This window comes from Streptomyces sp. NPDC054863 (assembly GCF_053610825.1).
The window spans coordinates 1-16,266 of sequence record NZ_JBSGZD010000077.1 but is presented as its reverse complement, the minus strand read 5'-3'; the positions used below and the strand labels follow the sequence as shown (position 1 = coordinate 16,266).

Genomic DNA, 16,266 nt, shown 5'->3' with positions numbered 1-16,266 from the left:
CAGGACTGTCACCATTCATCGAATTACTGCCACACTGGCTCCATGCTGAAAAACGTGGCCGTCGCGCTCGTCGACGGAGTGAATCCCTTCGAACTCGGCGTCCTGTGCGAGGTGTTCGGCATCGACCGCAGCGAAGAAGGCCTGCCCGTCTACGACTTCGCCGTCTGCGCGGTCGAGCAGCGTGAACTCACCTCCCGTTCGGGCGCGTTCACCATCAACGTCCCGCACGGTCTGGACCGGCTCGAAGAGGCCGACCTGATCGCGATCCCCGCCGACCAGCACTGCGAGGCCCGCACCTATCCGGAACCGCTGCTCGCCGCCCTGCGGCGCGGCGTCGAGCGGGGGGCCCGGGTGCTCAGCGTCTGCTCGGGCGCGTTCGTACTGGGCGCGGCAGGGCTGCTCGACGGCCGCCGCTGCACCACCCACTGGCGGCACGTCGACGAGCTGGCCCGCCGTTTCCCCAAGGCCCGGCTCGAACCCGACGTGCTGTACGTCGACGAGGGCCCGGTCATCACCTCCGCGGGGACCGCGGCGGGCATCGACGCCTGTCTGCATCTCGTACGGCAGGAGGACGGGCCCGAGGTCGCGAACACCATCGCGCGGCGCATGGTGGTGCCGCCGCACCGGGACGGCGGCCAGGCCCAGTACATCGAGCGCCCGCTCACCCGCACCCGCTGCGACACGGTCGGCGAGGTGCTGGCCTGGATGGAACGGCACCTCGAACTCGACCTGACGGTCGAGCAGTTGGCCGAGCGCGCCCACATGTCGCCACGTACCTTCGCCCGCCGCTTCCAGCAGGAGACCGGCACCACTCCGTACCGCTGGGTGCTGCGTCAACGGGTGCTGCTGGCCCAGCGGTTGCTGGAGGCGACGGACGAGACGATCGACACGATCGCGGGGCGGAGCGGGTTCGGTACGGCGGCGGGACTGCGGCACCACTTCCTGCGGACGCTGGGCACGACCCCGCACGCGTACCGCAGGACCTTCCGGGGCCCGGCACGGGCCGCCTGACCGGGCACCGACGCGGCGCACGGCCCACTCCCCACGGGGAACAGGACCGCGCACTCCGGATCCGCACTCCGGATCCGCACTCCGGATCCGCACTCCGGTCCGCGCACCGGGCCGTGTACCGGGCCAGGCCCTCCGGGTGGCTTGCCTAGGCGGCTGCCGGGTCCTGCCGGTCCAGCGCGACGACCTCGACCTCGATCTGCCAGTCCGGCCGTGCCAGCGAGACGACCTCGACGAGGGTGTCGGCGGGGTAGGGCTCGGCCAGGAACTCACCGCGCAGCGTGATCACGTGCGGGAGGTTCGTCGCCATGTCCCGTACGAAGATGCCGACCTTGATCACGTCCGCGAAGGTCAGCCCGGCCGCATCCAGCACCCGTCCGACGTTGCGGAACGCCTGCCGCCCCTGCTCAAGGAACCCGCCCCCGACGGTCGTTCCGTCCTCATCGAAGCCCGCCTGCCCGGACACGTACACGAAGCCCCCGGCCCGTACGGCCTGCGATATCCGGTACGGCGCGTACCAGTCCGGAGTGGTGGCGATCTTCTCGACGCGTCCCGCGGTGGCCGCGCTCTCGTTGCTGGACATGCCTCTCCCCTGTCTCGGCGAGGCCCGGCACCGGCCCCCGCACGGCTGCGTTACGAAACGTTCCGTAACGTCTCGGAAGCTAGAGCACTCCCGCGCGACTTGTCAAAACGAAACGTAACGTCACGCGAGCGTTAGGGTGAGCGCATGACCCCCGAGCCGAACAGTGAACGGCGCAGCGAGCGCGCCCGCCGGGCCATCCTCGACGCGGCGTTCGACCTGGTGAGCCGCAAGGGCTTCGCGAAGGTGACCATCGAGGCCATCGCCGCCCAGGCCGGCGTGGGCAAGCCCACGATCTACCGCTGGTGGCGCTCCAAGGGCGCGGTGGTGCTGGAGGCGATGAACGAGGAGCTCGGCGACGACTTCGCCTTCCCCGACACCGGCGACATCGCCGCCGACCTCTCGACCCAGATCCGTGCGGTGACCCAGCGGCTGATCACCGGCAGGATCAGCGAGGCCTACCGGGGCGTCATGGGCGAGGCCCAGAACGACCCCGCGCTGATGAAGGCGTTCCGCGAAACGATCCTGGAGCCGAGCATCGCGGAGTGCCGGGCCCGCCTGGATTCCGCCGTGGCCGCCGGGCAGCTCCGCTCCGACCTGCCCACCGACGTGATGGTCGACCTCTTCTACGCGCCGATCCACTACCGGCACTTCCTGGGCTTCGGCGACGACGCGGTCAGGCGCAGCGCCGATCTCGTCCAGGAGGTCCTGCTCGGTCTGCGGCCCCGGCCGGACGCGGGGTGAACGGCCGGTGCCCGGCCGCTCGTTGAGGGCCGGGCACCGGAGAACGCTCCAGCAGGGGGCTACGCGTTGGGCACGGTCTCGTAGCGCGCCGTGCCCTCCTCCATCTGCTTCAGCGCGTCCTTGCGCTCGCGCTTGGACAGCCGGTCGATGTAGAGGCGGCCGTACAGGTGGTCCGTCTCGTGCTGGAGGCAGCGGGCGAAGTAGCCGGTGCCCTCGATGGCGATCGGGTTGCCCTCGGCGTCCTGGCCGCGGACGACCGCGTAGTCCGGGCGGGCCAGCTCGGCGTACGCGGTGGGGACGGACAGGCAGCCCTCGTTGGAGTCGTCGAGGACGCGCCGGTCGGAGGGGAGCTCGTCGAGGACCGGGTTGCAGATGAGGCCGGTGTGGCGGACGCCGTCGTCGTCCGGGCAGTCGTAGATGAAGACCTTGAGGTCGACACCGATCTGGTTGGCGGCGAGGCCCACGCCCTCGGCGGCCTTCTGGCTGGCGAACATGTCGTCGATCAGCGCGGCCAGCTTGTCGTCGAACTCGGTGACGTCCTTGCACTCGCGGTGCAGGACCGGGTTGCCGACGACGGTGATCGGACGGGCGGTGCCGCGCTCGCGGTGGGCCAGCTCGCGCGCCTCGCAGTCCTCCGTATCCACGACGAACTCGCCCTGTACCTGCTCGTCGACCTGCTGCTGCTGCGCCATGTCCGCCGTACGCCTTCCTCAAAACCCCAGTGATGTGCCCGTACAGCGTACGTGCCACGGTCGGCGGGCCTCCGCGAGTTCCGGCAGAACCCCGCGGGATTCAGCAGACCTCTTCGAGATCCCGCCACTCCCGGCTGTCCGGGCTGTCCGCGACCCATCCGTCGAGCAGGCCGCGCACCAGTCCCGGCGGGGCGGCGAGGCCGCACTCCCGCTCGGGGACCCACAGCTCGCCGTTGGTCCGGTGGCCGAGGGGGCCGGGGTGGCCCGGCTCGCTGTGGTCGTGCGGGTCGAGGTGCTGCTCGCCGTCGCCCTCGTCGGAGGGCATCCGCGACTCCGAGCAGGTCCGGCACAGCAGGCGTACGGACGAGGACCAGTCCTCGGCGGCGAATCCGGCGTCGGCGGCCAGTCGCTCCAGGGCGTCCCGGTCGGCCTCCGTGGCGGCTTCGAGCAGCACCACCCAGGTCGGGATCGGCGAGGGCGCCCACAGCTCGATCTCGTCGAAGACCGGGAAGGAGGGGCCCGCAGCCGTCACCCGCTCCCCGTGCGGCACGCCGTCGTGCAGGACGACCTCGCCCCAGCGCCGGCCGGAGGACGGCAGCGGGATCGACAGCACCTCGATGCGGGCGGGGTCCAGCCTGCGCCCCCACACCACCTCGGCCTCGCCCTCGGGCGAAAGACGCACCGCGGCGCTCCCCAGCTCCATCCCGACCGGCTCACCGCTCTCCGTCGGGCCGCCGGGCACCTTCAGTCCGTACGCCTGCCAGGCCCGGCGGGCGAGCGGCCAGTCCTGGAGCGCGGTGGCGGCGATCCCGACGTTCCACCAGTCGGGGGCGCCGGTCTCGCGGTCGAGCAGGGCGACGGCGCGCAGGCCCGCGGCCCGCGCCTGGTCCCAGTCGTGCCGGAACTTGTGCAGCAGCGCCAGATTGAACCAGGACTCCGAGAGCCAGGGTTCGAGGTCCGCCGCGCGTGTCAGCAGCGCTCCCGCGTCCTCGTACCGACCGTCGCCGATCAGCGTGAACGCGCGGTCGGTGGCCTGCCGCCACGAGGCGGAGGGCCGATGCCGTACCTTCCCGAAGATCCTCACGATTCCCGCCTGCCGGTTGGCTCTCTTCCCCCGGCTTCCGCACTCTCCAGGGGCTCTCTTCGCATCCAACCATGCCCGGTCGGAGGCCCGCTCATTACCCACTGGTTACCCAGCCGGGGGCAGGGCGATTCCGCGCGCGGGGCTCCTCCGCCGAAGGACGCGGGCGAGGGATTCCACGACCTCGCTCTGGTAGTCGCGCCCGGTGCCCAGACGCAGCTGCTCCAGCGCACTCAGCGGGCCGCCCAGCCCCCCTCCGCATTCCCCCGAGAGATCGTCGTACGCATTGACGGTGCGGACGATACGGGCGGTGAGCGGCTGCTCACGGTACGGATCGGCCTGTCTCTCGACGACGACGGCGACCTCCGCCGGGACCCCGGTCTGGCGGACCACCGCCCCTCCGAGCAGGGCGATGCGGCGCTGGTCGGCGGCGGGCAGTAAGGCGGTCGCACCCGCGGGAACGGGGTCGACGAGCGACAGCTGCCCGATGTCGTGCATCAGGGCCGCGTACTCAAGGATCGTCAACTCCTGCCCGGACAGGCCCAGTTCACGCCCCACGGCCCTGGAGAGGGTCGCGACCCGGCGGGCGTGGCCCGGCCTGGTGTACCCGGCGATCTCGGTGGCCCTGGCCAGGGAGGCGATGGTCTGCCGGTAGGTGTCCCTGACCTCCCCGTACCGCCGGAACGACAGCTGGGTCAGCAGCAACGGCACGCAGAACACCGGCAGCGCCCACAGCCCCGCCACGGAGACCGCCAGCGCCATCACGACGCCCGTCGCACACACCGCGGAGCCGATCCCGCGCAGCGCCCGCAGCTCGTCCCGGAGCAGCGGCCCGTACGGATGCCCGGTACGGGCCGCTGCGAGCGCGGCGGCGAGCACCGCCTCGCACAGCCCGGTGAGCGCCAGCAGCACCACCAGGAACAGGGCGAACCAGGGCCCCTCCCCCACCCACTCCTCCACCGCGCCGGAGTGGTGGAGCGGCTGGAAACACACGGCGGCGAACCCCACGGTCAACACCCGCCGGGCCATCCGGTCGAGCCCCGGCCGCCACCCGGCGGGGTGCGGCACGGCCCCGGCGGCCAGCGCCGCCACGGTCACCGCCACCACCTGCAGCACCCCGTGCCCGGTGGGCTCCCCGCCGCAGCGCCCGAGCAGCGCGTACGCAAGAGCCCCGGCGGTCCCCAGCGGCGCGGCCCCGTCCCCGCGGTGGGCCGCCTCGCCCACCCAGATCAGCGCGCAGAACGCGACGGCGACCCCGGGCTGCACCACTCCGTACCGCAACACCTCCACCAGCGCGGCGAAGGCGAGCAGCAGGGCGGCTCCCCTGACGAGCACGACGGTGCCGGGCGGCCACTTCCCCCTCATGCCCGCCGTCCCCGCCGCCCACCCCGGGACGGCACGCTCCCCCGCTGCCCCACCAACGAAGACGAAACGCCACCACCGGCCCCGGGCGGCACGACGGGCGAAACGGCGGGCGGCACAGCGGAAGGCACAGTCGGCGGAGCAGCAGACGGCCCCGCACCTGCCCCCGGCCCTGCACCTGCCCCCGGCCCCGCCGCCGCCCTCTCCCCCTCGTCCGCCGTCACCGCCGGATTCCACCCCTCCCGCTCCAGCGCCGCCACCAAGGCCCCCACCATCCGCGCGTCGAACTGCGCCCCCGCACACCTCTCCAGCTCCGCCACCGCCTCCTCCACCGGCCGTGCCCGCCGGTAGGACCGCGTCGACGTCATCGCGTCGAAGGCGTCCGCCACCGCCACCACCCGGGCGAACTCCGGGATCCGCTCCCCGGCCAGCCCGTACGGGTAGCCGCTCCCGTCCATCCGCTCGTGGTGGTGCAGGATCGCCGCCCGCGCCTCCCCCAGGAAGCCGATCCCCCGCACCATCTCGTGCCCGTACTCGGGATGGAGTTCGATGACCCGCCGTTCCTCCGGCGTCAGCGGTCCGTCCTTGCGCAGCAGCCGGGTCGGCACCCCGAGCTTCCCCACGTCGTGCAGGATCCCGGCGAAGCGGAGCACTTCCCGCCGCTCCTCGTCCATCCCCAGCTCGGCGGCCATCATGGCCGAGGCCCGCCCCACCCGCTCGCTGTGGCCCCTCGTGTAGCGGTCCTTCAGGTCGACCGCCTGGACCAGCGCCCGGACGGTGGCCCGGTGCGCGTCGTGCTCGCGCTGGTACTGGGCGAAGGCCCAGCACGACAGATACATCGGCAGCAGTACGAAGAGGGCGGCGACCGGCCCGTAGGGACTGCGCCACAGGACCGCCATCATCAGCCCGGCGAGCCCGTGCACACAGTGCGGCGCCAGCGACCGTACGAACAGCCCCCGCCACGCGGTCCGCACCGGCATCCGCTCGGCGGTGACGAGGATGCCGCCCTCCAGCACGGTCAGCACGACGCAGAAGCCGACCACCGCGACGCCGGCGGGCACCAGCGCGTAAGGAAAGTCCGGCACATCAGGCCCGGACCCGTGCGGCGCTCCGGTGACCGGCCGCCCGTCCAGCACCGTGCAGAGGTACGAGGCGACCCAGACGGCGACCGCGAGCTCGGCCGCCCGCCACACCCGCCGCACCGCGCGGGGCCGCCGCGTCACCCGCCCGAACAGCGCACCGGGCACGGCGACGAGGGCGGCGGCGGAGGGCGGCAGCAGGAAGACGGCGGCGAGCGGAACGGGGAAGAAGGCGCCCGGGCCGGCGGAGACCCGGTGCCGGAAGAGGGGACAGCGGGGCAGCATCTCGCAGGCCGCGTACAGGACTGCCAGCAGGGCGACGGCGTCCCAGGGGGTGTGGCCGAGGTCGGCGAGGACGCAGAGTCCCGCGAGGAGCACGGCGCACAGGACGCAGGCCCGCGCTCCCGCCGGTAAGGCTCGCACCGCTCCCCCGCAACCCTTCGGCTCCGCCGCCGCATCGAGCGTCAGGCTAGCCATTGGGGGGCCGGGGAATGCGCGAAGGCCGCCGGTTCCCCCCATCGGGTGACGACGGGACGGGAACCAGCGGCCTTGCGCGGTGCGTTGTGCCGGTAGTGACTACTTCTTCTCTTTGGTCGCAGCCGACAGCACGTCAGAAGTCACGTCGGGCGGCGGGACGAGGTCCGGAGCGGCCACGTCCTGCCCGGGCACGGCCTGCCCGGACCGGATCAGATCGATCCGCCCCAGCACCTTCGACCTCAGGTCCACGGGGACGTCGTCCGACCCGCAGCAGCGCTTGACGAGCTTCTTCACGGCCTGCTCCAGGCCGTACTTCTCCAGGCACGGCGAGCACTCCTCGAAGTGCTCCTCGAACTTGGTGCACTCGCCGTCCGGCATCTCTTTGTCGAGGAACTCGTAGAGATGGTCGAGCACCTCAGAGCAGTCCGTCTCGTGCGGATCTCCGCAGCTCATGAGCCCGAGCCTTTCACATCGTTCGACTCCCCGGACGCCGGTCCGGCACCCGCCGGCACCAGGCCGCGGTCCCTGGCGTAGTCCTCCAGCATGCCGCGCAGCTGGCGGCGGCCCCGGTGCAGCCGGGACATGACCGTACCGATCGGTGTCCCCATGATGTCCGCGATTTCCTTGTAGGCAAACCCCTCGACATCGGCGAGATACACCGCGATCCGGAACTCCTCGGGGATCGCCTGGAGCGCCGACTTCACGTCCGAGTCGGGCAGGTGGTCCAGCGCCTGCGACTCGGCGGAGCGCAGCCCCGTCGACATGTGCGACTCGGCACGCGCCAGCTGCCAGTCCTCGATCTCCTCGGAAGCGCTGCGCAGCGGCTCGCGCTGCTTCTTCCGGTAGGAGTTGATGAACGTGTTGGTGAGGATCCGGTAGAGCCAGGCCTTGAGGTTGGTCCCCTCGCGGAACTGGTGGAAGGACCCGTACGCCTTGGCATACGTCTCCTGGACCAGGTCCTCCGCGTCGGCCGGGTTGCGCGTCATGCGCAGCGCGGCCGAGTACATCTGGTCGAGGAAGCCCAGCGCGTCCCGCTCGAAGCGCGCATTGCGCTCGGCGGTGGTCTCCTCCGCGTGGCCGGCATCGGTCCCTGCGTCGGTCCCAGTGACCGGACCCACCTCCTTCAGCGCCGTGGCAGGCCCGAATGCGGACCCGCTCGACTCGGAGGATAGACGACTACCCTGCTTGCCCGCCGCCTGAGCGGCCGTGGTCGCCGCCGCGGAGAGCACCGTCCACTCCAGGTCAGAGGCTTGCGGGCGGCGCGGGCAGATGGTGGAACCCATGCGGCGAACTCCCTCTCGATTCTTCGTCGGACGAAGGCGACAACAGTGGTACCGCGCTCCACATTCCCGAGCGGATCACCGCAGCCGCAGAATCCACCGCCGCACGCCGTCGACGATGATCTCCAGCGCCTGCTCCTGCCCGGTCTCCGCCCGCTTGGGCACGGCGAACCCGTGGTCCCCGTACGGCACTTCGACCCTCTCGAAGCTTCCCTCGGGGAACTCCCCCGGCCGGCCGAACGGATCGTTCCCGCCCTGCACGACGAGCGTGGGCACGCCCGCCCCCAGCAGCTCGTCCGCCCGCGACTTCCCGGGCCTGCCGATGGGGTCTCCCCTGTTCGAGCGAAGCCGAGAACTTGGGGAAGGGTGCAGCGGAAAGCTCAGGGCGAGTACGGCGCGGGCGCCGAGCTCCTGTGCCGTCCGGCAGGCGACGCGCGCCCCGGCACTGCGTCCGCCCGACACCACCGGCAGCCCGGGCTTCGCCAGCAGCGGCCACACCCCGCGCCACCCGACGTCCAGCGTCTTCGGCGCCGGGGCGACCTTCTTGCCTGCGACCCGCCAGGGCTGCTCGACGAGTGCGACGCTCACGCCGTCGGCGGGCAGGGCTGCGGCGAGCGCCTGGAGGTCGCGGGCGTCGATGCCACCCCCGGCCCCGTGGCCCAGGGCCAGGACGGCCCAGGGCTTCGCCGCCTCGTACCAATGCACCCGCGCCGCACCGGCATCGGTCTCGACACTCACTACTCGACTCATGGGGCCATCCTGCCGGGAGAGGATGTGCGGGCGCGTCGTGGCTGGTCGCGCAGTTCCCCGCGCCCCTGAAAGCGGGCCCCTCCAGCCCGTCGAGGGGGTACCCCCTGGTCCTTAAGACCTTGGGGGAGTTTGAGGACGCGCGGCGCAGCCGTGCACCGGGCGCAGCCCGGGACTCCCGCCCCCACCGGCGCGAGCCGTGACCCCACCAGCCCCGCGGCCGGCGGTTGAGGTGAAGGGGCGGGGAGGGGCCAATCCGCGAAGCGGTCCACCCACCCGCACAGGTACGAACGCCCGTCAGAACAACGTCCCCACCTCCGGCCCCTCCAGCTCCTCCAGCAACTCCGGTCCGTTGTTACGGACGTTGCTGACCGCCGTCCCGACCGGATACGCCCGCACCAGCCCCGCCCCCGGCGCCACCAGCAGCCCCCGTACCTCCTCCGGCTCCGTGAGCGACGGGTCCAGCCACGCCCCCCACTTCTCCGGCGTCAGCATCAACGGCATCCGGGGATGGATCTCCGCCAGCGACGAAGGCCCGCCCTCCCCTGCCGGTCCCCCGGCCAGCTCCGTGGTCTCCGCCTCCGTCGTCACGACGGAACACGTCGCCCACCAGGCCAGCTCGTGCTCGTCCGGCAGGGTCCGGTCCCGCCAGAACTCGTAGATCCCGGCCATCGCCATGGCCGACCCGTCCGCCGGCGTCACGAAGTACGGCTGCTTGCGCACCCGCTTCCGCTTCCCCTGCTCCTCCAGCTCCCGCTCGTCGGCAGAGGTCACCCACTCGTAATAGCCGTCCGCCGGCACGATGCACCGCCGCGTCGCGAACGCCTTCCGGAACGACGGCTTCTCGTGCACCGTCTCGGCCCGCGCGTTGATCATCCGCGCCGCACCCTCGGGCGACTTCGCCCAGGACGGCACCAGCCCCCACCTCAGCATCCGCAACTGCCGAACCGGACGCGGGTCGGCCGCGTCCTTCACAGGACGCTCCAGGATCACCGGCACGGACTTCGTCGGTGCCACGTTCCAGTCCGGCACGAAGCTCTCGGCCGGATCCCACTTCTCCACCTCGAAGAGTCCGGCGAGGTCTTCCGCCCCCCGGCTCACCGCATACCGTCCACACATACTTGTCACACTGCCACGCCCGTACAGCCCTCAAGGAGCCGCCCGAAAAATGGACACCCTCAATACGGCCGGCGCCCACGCAGTCAGCACACTCACCCCCCTCGCCGCCTCCGACATCGGCTCCCTCTGGGACCGCCTCACCGGCACCCAGCCCGACCCCGCGACATGGATCCTGTACGCGACGGCAGCGCTCGCCCTCGTCGTGGTCGTCCCCCATCCCCTCTGGCGTCTCTCGCGCAACGCCATCACCATCGCCCACGAGGGCGGCCACGGACTGGTCGCGCTGCTCACCGGCCGCACCCTCACCGGCATCCGGCTGCACTCCGACACCAGCGGCCTCACCCTCAGCCGCGGCAGGCCGACCGGCATCGGCATGATCCTGACCGCCGCCGCGGGCTACACCGCCCCGCCGCTGCTCGGCCTCGGCGGCGCCTGGCTGCTCGCCGCCGACCACATCACGCTCTTCCTCTGGCTGGCGGCGGCGCTGCTCCTCGCGATGCTGGTGATGATCCGCAACGCGTACGGAGTGCTGACCGTCGTCCTCACGGGCGCCGCCTTCGTCCTGGTCTCCTGGCTGACAGGACCGGACGTGCAGGCCGCGTTCGCCTACACCGCCGTGTGGTTCCTGCTGCTCGGCGGCGTGCGTCCCGCCTTCGAGCTCCAGTCGAAGCGGCGGCACGGCGGAGCACCCGACTCCGACGCCGACCAGCTGGCCCGGCTCACGCACGTACCGCCGCTGGTGTGGCTGGCGATGTTCCACGTCGTCTCGCTGTGCGCACTGCTGGGCGGCGGGCGCTGGCTGCTGGGGCTGTGACGCCATGAGGGCTGTGACGCTGCTGGGGCTGTGACGCTGCGAGGGCTGTGACCGGGAGCCGACGGGAGCGAGGGACGACAAGTGGCAAGCCATTAAAGTGGAGGCCATGACCGAAAGCGCCGTGCACCCTGCCCTCTGGCCCGCCCCCTACGCGACCGGGGCCGTCGACGCGACGGTCACCGTGCCCGGCTCCAAGTCGGTCACCAACCGCGCGCTCGTCCTGGCCGCACTCGCCGCCGAGCCCGGCTGGCTGCGCCGCCCGCTGCGCTCCCGCGACACCCTCCTGATGGCCGAGGCACTGCGCTCCATGGGCGTCGGCATCGAGGAGACGGTGTCGTCCAACTCCTCCGTCGCGGGCGGCCCCGACGGCTCCGGCGAGGCCTGGCGGATCATCCCGTCCGGGCTGCACGGCCCGGCCACCGTCGACGTCGGCAACGCGGGCACGGTCATGCGCTTCCTGCCGCCCGTGGCCGCCCTCGCGGACGGCCCGATCCGCTTCGACGGCGACCCGCGTTCGTACGAGCGCCCCCTCGGCGCGGTCATCACGGCGCTGCGCACCCTCGGCGCCCGCATCGACGACGACGGCCGGGGCGCCCTGCCCCTCACCGTCTTCGGCGGCGGCGCCCTGGACGGCGGCGTGGTCGAGATCGACGCCTCCTCGTCCTCGCAGTTCGTGAGCGCGCTCCTCCTCTCCGCCCCCCGCTTCAACCAGGGCGTGGAAGTACGTCACACGGGCCCCACGCTCCCCTCCCTGCCCCACATCCGGATGACCGTCGACATGCTGCGCGCGATCGGCGCGCAGGTCGACACCCCCGAGTCCGGGGGCGAGGCGAACGTCTGGCGGGTCACCCCCGGCGCCCTCCTCGGCCGCGACCTGACCGTCGAGCCGGACCTCTCCAACGCACAGCCGTTCCTCGCCGCCGCCCTGATCACCGGCGGCCGGGTCACCGTCCCGGACTGGCCGGAGCACACCACCCAGCCCGGCGACGCACTCCGCGAGATCTTCACCGCGATGGGCGGCTCGTACGAACTCACCGAGCAGGGCCTGACCTTCACGGGTACGGGCACGATCCACGGCATCGACTGGGACCTGAGCGAGGTCGGCGAGCTGACCCCGGGCATCGCCGCCGTCGCCGCCCTCGCCGACTCCCCCTCCACCCTCCGGGGCGTCGCCCACCTTCGCCTGCACGAGACGGACCGCCTCGCCGCGCTCACCAAGGAGATCAACGGACTCGGCGGCGACGTCACCGAGACCGCAGACGGCCTGCACATCCGGCCGCGCACCCTGCACGGCGGCACCTTCCACACGTACGACGACCACCGCATGGCGACCGCCGGATCGATCCTGGGCCTGGCCGTGAAGGACGTACGCATCGAGAACGTGGGGACGACGGCCAAGACGCTGCCGGACTTCCCGCACATGTGGGCCGACATGCTCGCGGGCAACTGACGGGCCGGGCGAGACGACGATGCGCCGCTACGGCAAGAACCCCGACGAGGACGACATCCGCGTCCGCCCCAACCGCAAGGGCAACCGCCCCCGCACCCACATCCGCCCCAAGCACGAGGACGCCCAGATGGGCATGGTCCTCACCGTGGACCGGGGCCGCCTGACCTGCCTCGTCGAGGACCGTACGGTCATGGCGATGAAGGCCCGCGAACTGGGCCGCAAGGCGGCGGTCGTGGGAGACCGGGTCATGATCGTCGGGGATCTGTCGGGCACCAAGGACACCCTCGCCCGCATCGTCCGCATCGAGCCGCGCGCCTCCGTCCTGCGCCGCACGGCCGACGACGACGACCCCTTCGAGCGGGTCGTCGTCGCCAACGCCGACCAGCTCGCCGTCGTCACCGCCCTCGCCGACCCCGAGCCGCGCCCCCGCATGATCGACCGCTGTCTGGTGGCAGCGTACGACGGCGGTCTGACACCCCTGCTCGTCCTCACCAAGTCCGACCTGGCCTCCCCCGACGAGCTCCTGGAGATGTACGTGCCGCTGGGCGTGCCGTACATCGTCACCAGCCGCGAAGAACTGGAGAACGGCGCGGCGAGCGACGTCGTGCGCGAGCACCTCGACGGCCGTGTCACCGCCTTCGTCGGGCACTCGGGCGTCGGCAAGACCACCCTGGTCAACACCCTCGTCCCGGAGGAGCGCCGCCGCACCACCGGCCACGTCAACGCGGTCACCGGACGTGGCCGCCACACCACCACCTCGGCGCTCGCGCTCCCCCTGGCGGGCGAGTCCGGCTGGGTGATCGACACTCCGGGCGTACGCTCCTTCGGCCTGCACCACGTGGACCCCTCGCGCGTGATCAACGCCTTCCCGGACCTGGTACCGGGGACGGAGGAATGCCCGCGCGGCTGTACGCACGACGAGAACGCGCCGGAGTGCGCCCTGGAGAAGTGGGTGGCCGACGGGCACGCGGACCCGGCCCGGCTGTACTCGCTGCGCCGACTTCTCGCCACCAGGGAGAGGCGCGAGGGGGACTGAACCGTACGCGTTTGCCCCGGCGTCCCTCTGGTAAAGGCATAATCGCACCGAGCGAGACGAAGCAGTCACCTAAAGGGAGACAAGGGGAGGCACTCAATGGCGTGGCTGCTGGTGGTGGTCGCGGGAATCCTCGAAACCGGCTTCGCCGTCTGTCTCAAGCTCTCCCACGGCTTCACGAGACTGTGGCCGACGATCGCGTTCGCCGCGTTCGCGCTGGGCAGCTTCGGCCTTCTCACCCTGTCCCTGAAGAAGCTGGACGTGGGCCCGGCGTACGCGGTGTGGACCGGCATCGGCGCGGCCGGCACCGCCATCTACGGAATGATCTTCCTGGACGACGTGGTCTCCACCCTCAAACTCGTCTCCATCTCCTTCGTCATCATCGGCGTCATCGGCCTCCAGCTCTCGGGCTCCTCCCACTGACGACGGGGCTCACCGCTCTGCCGGGCTGCGGGGCTCCTCCTCTGTCTCGCACCTCTGTCGGCCCGCGGGGCTCACCGCTCCGCCGCCCTGCGGGGCTCGCACCACGTCGCGCCCGCCCCCGTGGCCCGGGCGTGGACAGCCCCGGCCGCGCCGCAGCGATCACTCCGCCTCCGACGGCTCCGCCCCCGCGCCGACCACGCCCCGCACGAACTCCCCGACCCCGCCCTTCGCCCCGGGTGCGACCACCCAGGACACCGCCAGCCTCACCACCACCTCGCACGGCCACCGCTCCCCCAGCGCAGCCGCCGTCCGGTCCCGTACGACGGCGGCCATTTCTCCCGCCCCCGGCGTGCCGCCGTCCGCCCTCCGCTGCTCGGCCCCCGCCGCCGCTGCCGGAATGCCCCTGGCCGCCCGCCCCGACGGGAGCCGCTCCGGCCAGCACCCGCTCACCAGCGCCCGTACCAGCGGATTCTCCCGAGCGGCCCGCACGATCCACTCGGCGACTCCGGCCAGCCGGTCCGTGTCGGCCCCCGTCCGGTCGCCGAGCACCCGGTCCACGCCGGCCAGGAAGCCGTCCGCCTCCCGCCGCACCAGCGCCCGCGCCAGCCCGTCCTTGCTGCCGAACTCGTTGTAGAGGGTCTGCCGGGACACCCCGGCCGAGGCGGCCACGTCGACCATCCGCACCGCCGACCAGGGCCGCGCCGCAAGCGCTGCGTAGGCGGCGTCCAACAGGGCTTCTCGGGCAGTGGGCACAGCATCGCCTCCCGCCTGTCAGCGTTGACGGCCCGTCACCGACTGTCAAGGGGTCCTGCTCGCAGCCGGACCCCTGGTCCCGTATGGTCACCCGCTGATCACGCTCGATACTGTGTCGGCATGCCCGACTATCACGATGACCTGCGCCTCGCCCACGTCCTCGCCGACGCCGCCGACGCCCAGACCATGGACCGGTTCAAGGCCCTGGACCTCAAGGTCGAGACGAAGCCGGACATGACCCCGGTGACCGAGGCCGACAAAGCGGCCGAGGAGCTGATCCGCAACCACCTCAAGCGCGGTCGCCCGCGCGACGCGGTACTCGGCGAGGAGTACGGCCTGGAGGGTTCGGGTCCGCGCCGCTGGGTGATCGACCCCATCGACGGTACGAAGAACTACGTGCGCGGCGTCCCGGTCTGGGCCACCCTGATCTCCCTCATGGAGGCGGGCGAGGGCGGCTACCACCCGGTCGTCGGCGTCGTCTCCGCGCCCGCGCTGGGCCGCCGCTGGTGGGCGGCGAAGGGCGGCGGCGCGTACACCGGCCGCAGTCTGACCTCCGCGACGCGCCTGCACGTCTCGAAGGTCCCCAAGGTCGCCGACTCGTCCTTCGCGTACTCCTCCCTCTCCGGCTGGGAGGAGCAGGGCCGCCTCGACGGCTTCCTGGACCTCTCCCGCGCCTGCTGGCGGACCCGCGGGTACGGCGACTTCTGGCCGTACATGATGGTCGCCGAAGGCTCCGTCGACATCTGCGCCGAGCCCGAGCTCTCCCTCTGGGACATGGCCGCGAACGCGATCATCGTCGAGGAGGCCGGCGGCAGGTTCACCAGCCTGGACGGCGTCCCCGGCGTCGAGGGCGGCAACGCGGCGGCCTCCAACGGCCTGCTCCACAACGAGCTGCTCGGCTACCTCAACCAGCGCTACTGAGCGCCGCGAGGGGCGTGTGACGAGATTTTGCACGCCCCTCAACTTGCTTCTACCACCCTCTTGTTGACCCCGCACGAGCCTGCGACTCTAAAAGTTCCCTCACTTGTGAACTTGTGAATTCGTTCCCGTACGGATTCGCACCCAGGAGGTGGCTGTACTCCATGCTCGTACGCGATGCCATGAGCACGATGGTCCTCACCATCGGCCCCGCCCACACCCTCCGCCAGGCCGCCCGGCTGATGTCCGTCCGCCACGTCGGCGCGGCCATCGTCCTCGACTCCGACACCAGCGGTCTGGGCATCCTGACCGAGCGCGATCTCCTCAACTCCGTCGGCGCCGGCCAGGACCCCGACCTGGAGACCGCCGGCTCCCACACCACCACCGACGTCGTCTTCGCCTCTCCCTCCTGGACCCTGGAAGAAGCGGCATCGGCCATGTCCCACGGCGGCTTCCGCCACCTGATCGTGCTGGACGACGACAAGGGCGAGCCGATCGGCGTCGTCTCGGTCCGCGACATCATCCGCTGCTGGGCCCCGATCCGCCACCGCCCGGCAACCCTGGCGGGCTGAGGGCCGCAGGGCTTCGTACCGTACGGAAAAGACCGGTGGGCCGGGCCCCCAAGGGGGCCCCCGCCCCCCCGCCCCCCGCACCGACCCCGGCGCCGGCCGCGGCGCCAGCGGCCGCGGGACGCCCACCTTCGGGG

The 16,266-nt window shown here is 72.1% G+C and carries 18 protein-coding genes; 8 read left to right on the top strand and 10 right to left on the bottom strand.

Annotation, left to right across the window (positions count from 1 at the left end):
• Positions 1–42 precede the first annotated feature (42 nt).
• The gene (locus tag ACWGIG_RS16665) at positions 43–1,011 is read left to right on the top strand and encodes a helix-turn-helix domain-containing protein (RefSeq protein ID WP_453322328.1); all 969 of its coding nucleotides are present in this window, start codon (positions 43–45) and stop codon (positions 1,009–1,011) included.
• Between the two features lie 145 nt (positions 1,012–1,156).
• Here ACWGIG_RS16665 and ACWGIG_RS16660 read toward each other — a convergent pair whose 3' ends face one another.
• Positions 1,157–1,591 (bottom strand): RidA family protein, encoded by a 435-nt coding sequence (locus ACWGIG_RS16660; RefSeq protein WP_453322327.1) that lies wholly within the window; start codon positions 1,589–1,591, stop codon positions 1,157–1,159.
• A 144-nt stretch (positions 1,592–1,735) separates the two neighbouring features.
• Between ACWGIG_RS16660 and ACWGIG_RS16655 the strand changes: the two genes are divergently transcribed.
• Positions 1,736–2,332: a TetR/AcrR family transcriptional regulator gene (locus tag ACWGIG_RS16655; protein WP_453322326.1), complete on the top strand. Its 597-nt coding sequence runs from the start codon at positions 1,736–1,738 to the stop codon at positions 2,330–2,332.
• 59 nt (positions 2,333–2,391) lie between these two features.
• On the opposite strand, the gene def is transcribed toward ACWGIG_RS16655, so the two are convergent.
• From def to ACWGIG_RS16615, 8 genes are all read right to left on the bottom strand, one after another.
• On the bottom strand, positions 2,392–3,024 hold the full coding sequence (gene def, locus ACWGIG_RS16650; protein ID WP_453322325.1) for a peptide deformylase: 633 nt from the start codon (positions 3,022–3,024) through the stop codon (positions 2,392–2,394).
• 100 nt (positions 3,025–3,124) lie between these two features.
• Positions 3,125–4,108 carry a tetratricopeptide repeat protein gene (locus ACWGIG_RS16645; protein WP_453322324.1) on the bottom strand — a complete coding sequence of 328 codons (984 nt, stop codon included), beginning with the start codon at positions 4,106–4,108 and terminating at the stop codon, positions 3,125–3,127.
• Between the two features lie 105 nt (positions 4,109–4,213).
• Entirely contained in the window at positions 4,214–5,470 is a 1,257-nt protein-coding gene (locus tag ACWGIG_RS16640; RefSeq protein ID WP_453322323.1) for an HD domain-containing protein, read from the bottom strand.
• Positions 5,467–6,969: an HD-GYP domain-containing protein gene (locus tag ACWGIG_RS16635; protein ID WP_453322322.1), complete on the bottom strand. Its 1,503-nt coding sequence runs from the start codon at positions 6,967–6,969 to the stop codon at positions 5,467–5,469. The genes ACWGIG_RS16640 and ACWGIG_RS16635 overlap by 4 nt, the downstream gene beginning before the upstream one ends.
• A 153-nt stretch (positions 6,970–7,122) precedes the next feature.
• Positions 7,123–7,476 carry a mycothiol system anti-sigma-R factor gene (gene rsrA, locus ACWGIG_RS16630; RefSeq protein ID WP_453322321.1) on the bottom strand — a complete coding sequence of 118 codons (354 nt, stop codon included), beginning with the start codon at positions 7,474–7,476 and terminating at the stop codon, positions 7,123–7,125.
• On the bottom strand, positions 7,473–8,141 hold the full coding sequence (locus ACWGIG_RS16625) for a sigma-70 family RNA polymerase sigma factor (RefSeq protein ID WP_453322340.1): 669 nt from the start codon (positions 8,139–8,141) through the stop codon (positions 7,473–7,475). Before ACWGIG_RS16625 ends, rsrA begins: the two co-directional genes overlap by 4 nt.
• A 240-nt stretch (positions 8,142–8,381) precedes the next feature.
• Positions 8,382–9,053, bottom strand: coding sequence for an alpha/beta hydrolase family protein (locus tag ACWGIG_RS16620; protein ID WP_453322320.1), 672 nt, complete (start codon positions 9,051–9,053; stop codon positions 8,382–8,384).
• Between the two features lie 294 nt (positions 9,054–9,347).
• Positions 9,348–10,169, bottom strand: coding sequence for an SOS response-associated peptidase (locus ACWGIG_RS16615; protein ID WP_453322319.1), 822 nt, complete (start codon positions 10,167–10,169; stop codon positions 9,348–9,350).
• Positions 10,170–10,218: 49 nt separating this feature from the next.
• On the opposite strand from ACWGIG_RS16615, the gene ACWGIG_RS16610 reads away from it, so the two are divergent.
• The 4 genes from ACWGIG_RS16610 to ACWGIG_RS16595 all read left to right on the top strand — a co-directional run bounded on the left by ACWGIG_RS16610 (position 10,219) and on the right by ACWGIG_RS16595 (position 13,889).
• The gene (locus tag ACWGIG_RS16610; RefSeq protein WP_453322318.1) at positions 10,219–10,983 is read left to right on the top strand and encodes a M50 family metallopeptidase; all 765 of its coding nucleotides are present in this window, start codon (positions 10,219–10,221) and stop codon (positions 10,981–10,983) included.
• A 106-nt stretch (positions 10,984–11,089) separates the two neighbouring features.
• On the top strand, positions 11,090–12,433 hold the full coding sequence (aroA, locus tag ACWGIG_RS16605) for a 3-phosphoshikimate 1-carboxyvinyltransferase (protein ID WP_453322317.1): 1,344 nt from the start codon (positions 11,090–11,092) through the stop codon (positions 12,431–12,433).
• A 19-nt stretch (positions 12,434–12,452) separates the two neighbouring features.
• Positions 12,453–13,469 (top strand): ribosome small subunit-dependent GTPase A, encoded by a 1,017-nt coding sequence (gene rsgA, locus ACWGIG_RS16600; RefSeq protein WP_453322316.1) that lies wholly within the window; start codon positions 12,453–12,455, stop codon positions 13,467–13,469.
• Between the two features lie 96 nt (positions 13,470–13,565).
• Positions 13,566–13,889, top strand: coding sequence for a DMT family transporter (locus ACWGIG_RS16595; protein WP_399437024.1), 324 nt, complete (start codon positions 13,566–13,568; stop codon positions 13,887–13,889).
• Between the two features lie 159 nt (positions 13,890–14,048).
• Here ACWGIG_RS16595 and ACWGIG_RS16590 read toward each other — a convergent pair whose 3' ends face one another.
• Positions 14,049–14,642, bottom strand: coding sequence for a TetR/AcrR family transcriptional regulator (locus ACWGIG_RS16590; RefSeq protein WP_453322315.1), 594 nt, complete (start codon positions 14,640–14,642; stop codon positions 14,049–14,051).
• 120 nt (positions 14,643–14,762) lie between these two features.
• Here ACWGIG_RS16590 and hisN point away from each other — a divergent pair, with 120 nt between their 5' ends.
• Together hisN and ACWGIG_RS16580 are read left to right on the top strand one after the other, a co-directional pair.
• The gene (hisN, locus tag ACWGIG_RS16585) at positions 14,763–15,563 is read left to right on the top strand and encodes a histidinol-phosphatase (RefSeq protein ID WP_453322314.1); all 801 of its coding nucleotides are present in this window, start codon (positions 14,763–14,765) and stop codon (positions 15,561–15,563) included.
• A 161-nt stretch (positions 15,564–15,724) separates the two neighbouring features.
• Positions 15,725–16,132, top strand: a complete 408-nt coding sequence (locus ACWGIG_RS16580) for a CBS domain-containing protein (RefSeq protein WP_453322313.1) — start codon at positions 15,725–15,727, stop codon at positions 16,130–16,132.
• The last annotated feature ends 134 nt before the right edge of the window (positions 16,133–16,266 follow it).

Bases quoted from the DNA above. Each gene is read 5' to 3' on its own strand.
- ACWGIG_RS16665 (WP_453322328.1), top strand. From the start codon at position 43: ATGCTGAAAAACGTGGCCGTCGCGCTCGTCGACGGAGTGAATCCCTTC.
- ACWGIG_RS16610 (WP_453322318.1), top strand. From the start codon at position 10,219: ATGGACACCCTCAATACGGCCGGCGCCCACGCAGTCAGCACACTCACC.
- ACWGIG_RS16580 (WP_453322313.1), top strand. From the start codon at position 15,725: ATGCTCGTACGCGATGCCATGAGCACGATGGTCCTCACCATCGGCCCC.
- hisN (WP_453322314.1), top strand. From the start codon at position 14,763: ATGCCCGACTATCACGATGACCTGCGCCTCGCCCACGTCCTCGCCGAC.
- aroA (WP_453322317.1), top strand. From the start codon at position 11,090: ATGACCGAAAGCGCCGTGCACCCTGCCCTCTGGCCCGCCCCCTACGCG.
- ACWGIG_RS16655 (WP_453322326.1), top strand. From the start codon at position 1,736: ATGACCCCCGAGCCGAACAGTGAACGGCGCAGCGAGCGCGCCCGCCGG.
- ACWGIG_RS16620 (WP_453322320.1), bottom strand. From the start codon at position 9,053: ATGAGTCGAGTAGTGAGTGTCGAGACCGATGCCGGTGCGGCGCGGGTG.
- ACWGIG_RS16615 (WP_453322319.1), bottom strand. From the start codon at position 10,169: ATGTGTGGACGGTATGCGGTGAGCCGGGGGGCGGAAGACCTCGCCGGA.
- rsrA (WP_453322321.1), bottom strand. From the start codon at position 7,476: ATGAGCTGCGGAGATCCGCACGAGACGGACTGCTCTGAGGTGCTCGAC.
- ACWGIG_RS16640 (WP_453322323.1), bottom strand. From the start codon at position 5,470: ATGAGGGGGAAGTGGCCGCCCGGCACCGTCGTGCTCGTCAGGGGAGCC.
- ACWGIG_RS16595 (WP_399437024.1), top strand. From the start codon at position 13,566: ATGGCGTGGCTGCTGGTGGTGGTCGCGGGAATCCTCGAAACCGGCTTC.
- rsgA (WP_453322316.1), top strand. From the start codon at position 12,453: ATGCGCCGCTACGGCAAGAACCCCGACGAGGACGACATCCGCGTCCGC.
- ACWGIG_RS16660 (WP_453322327.1), bottom strand. From the start codon at position 1,591: ATGTCCAGCAACGAGAGCGCGGCCACCGCGGGACGCGTCGAGAAGATC.
- def (WP_453322325.1), bottom strand. From the start codon at position 3,024: ATGGCGCAGCAGCAGCAGGTCGACGAGCAGGTACAGGGCGAGTTCGTC.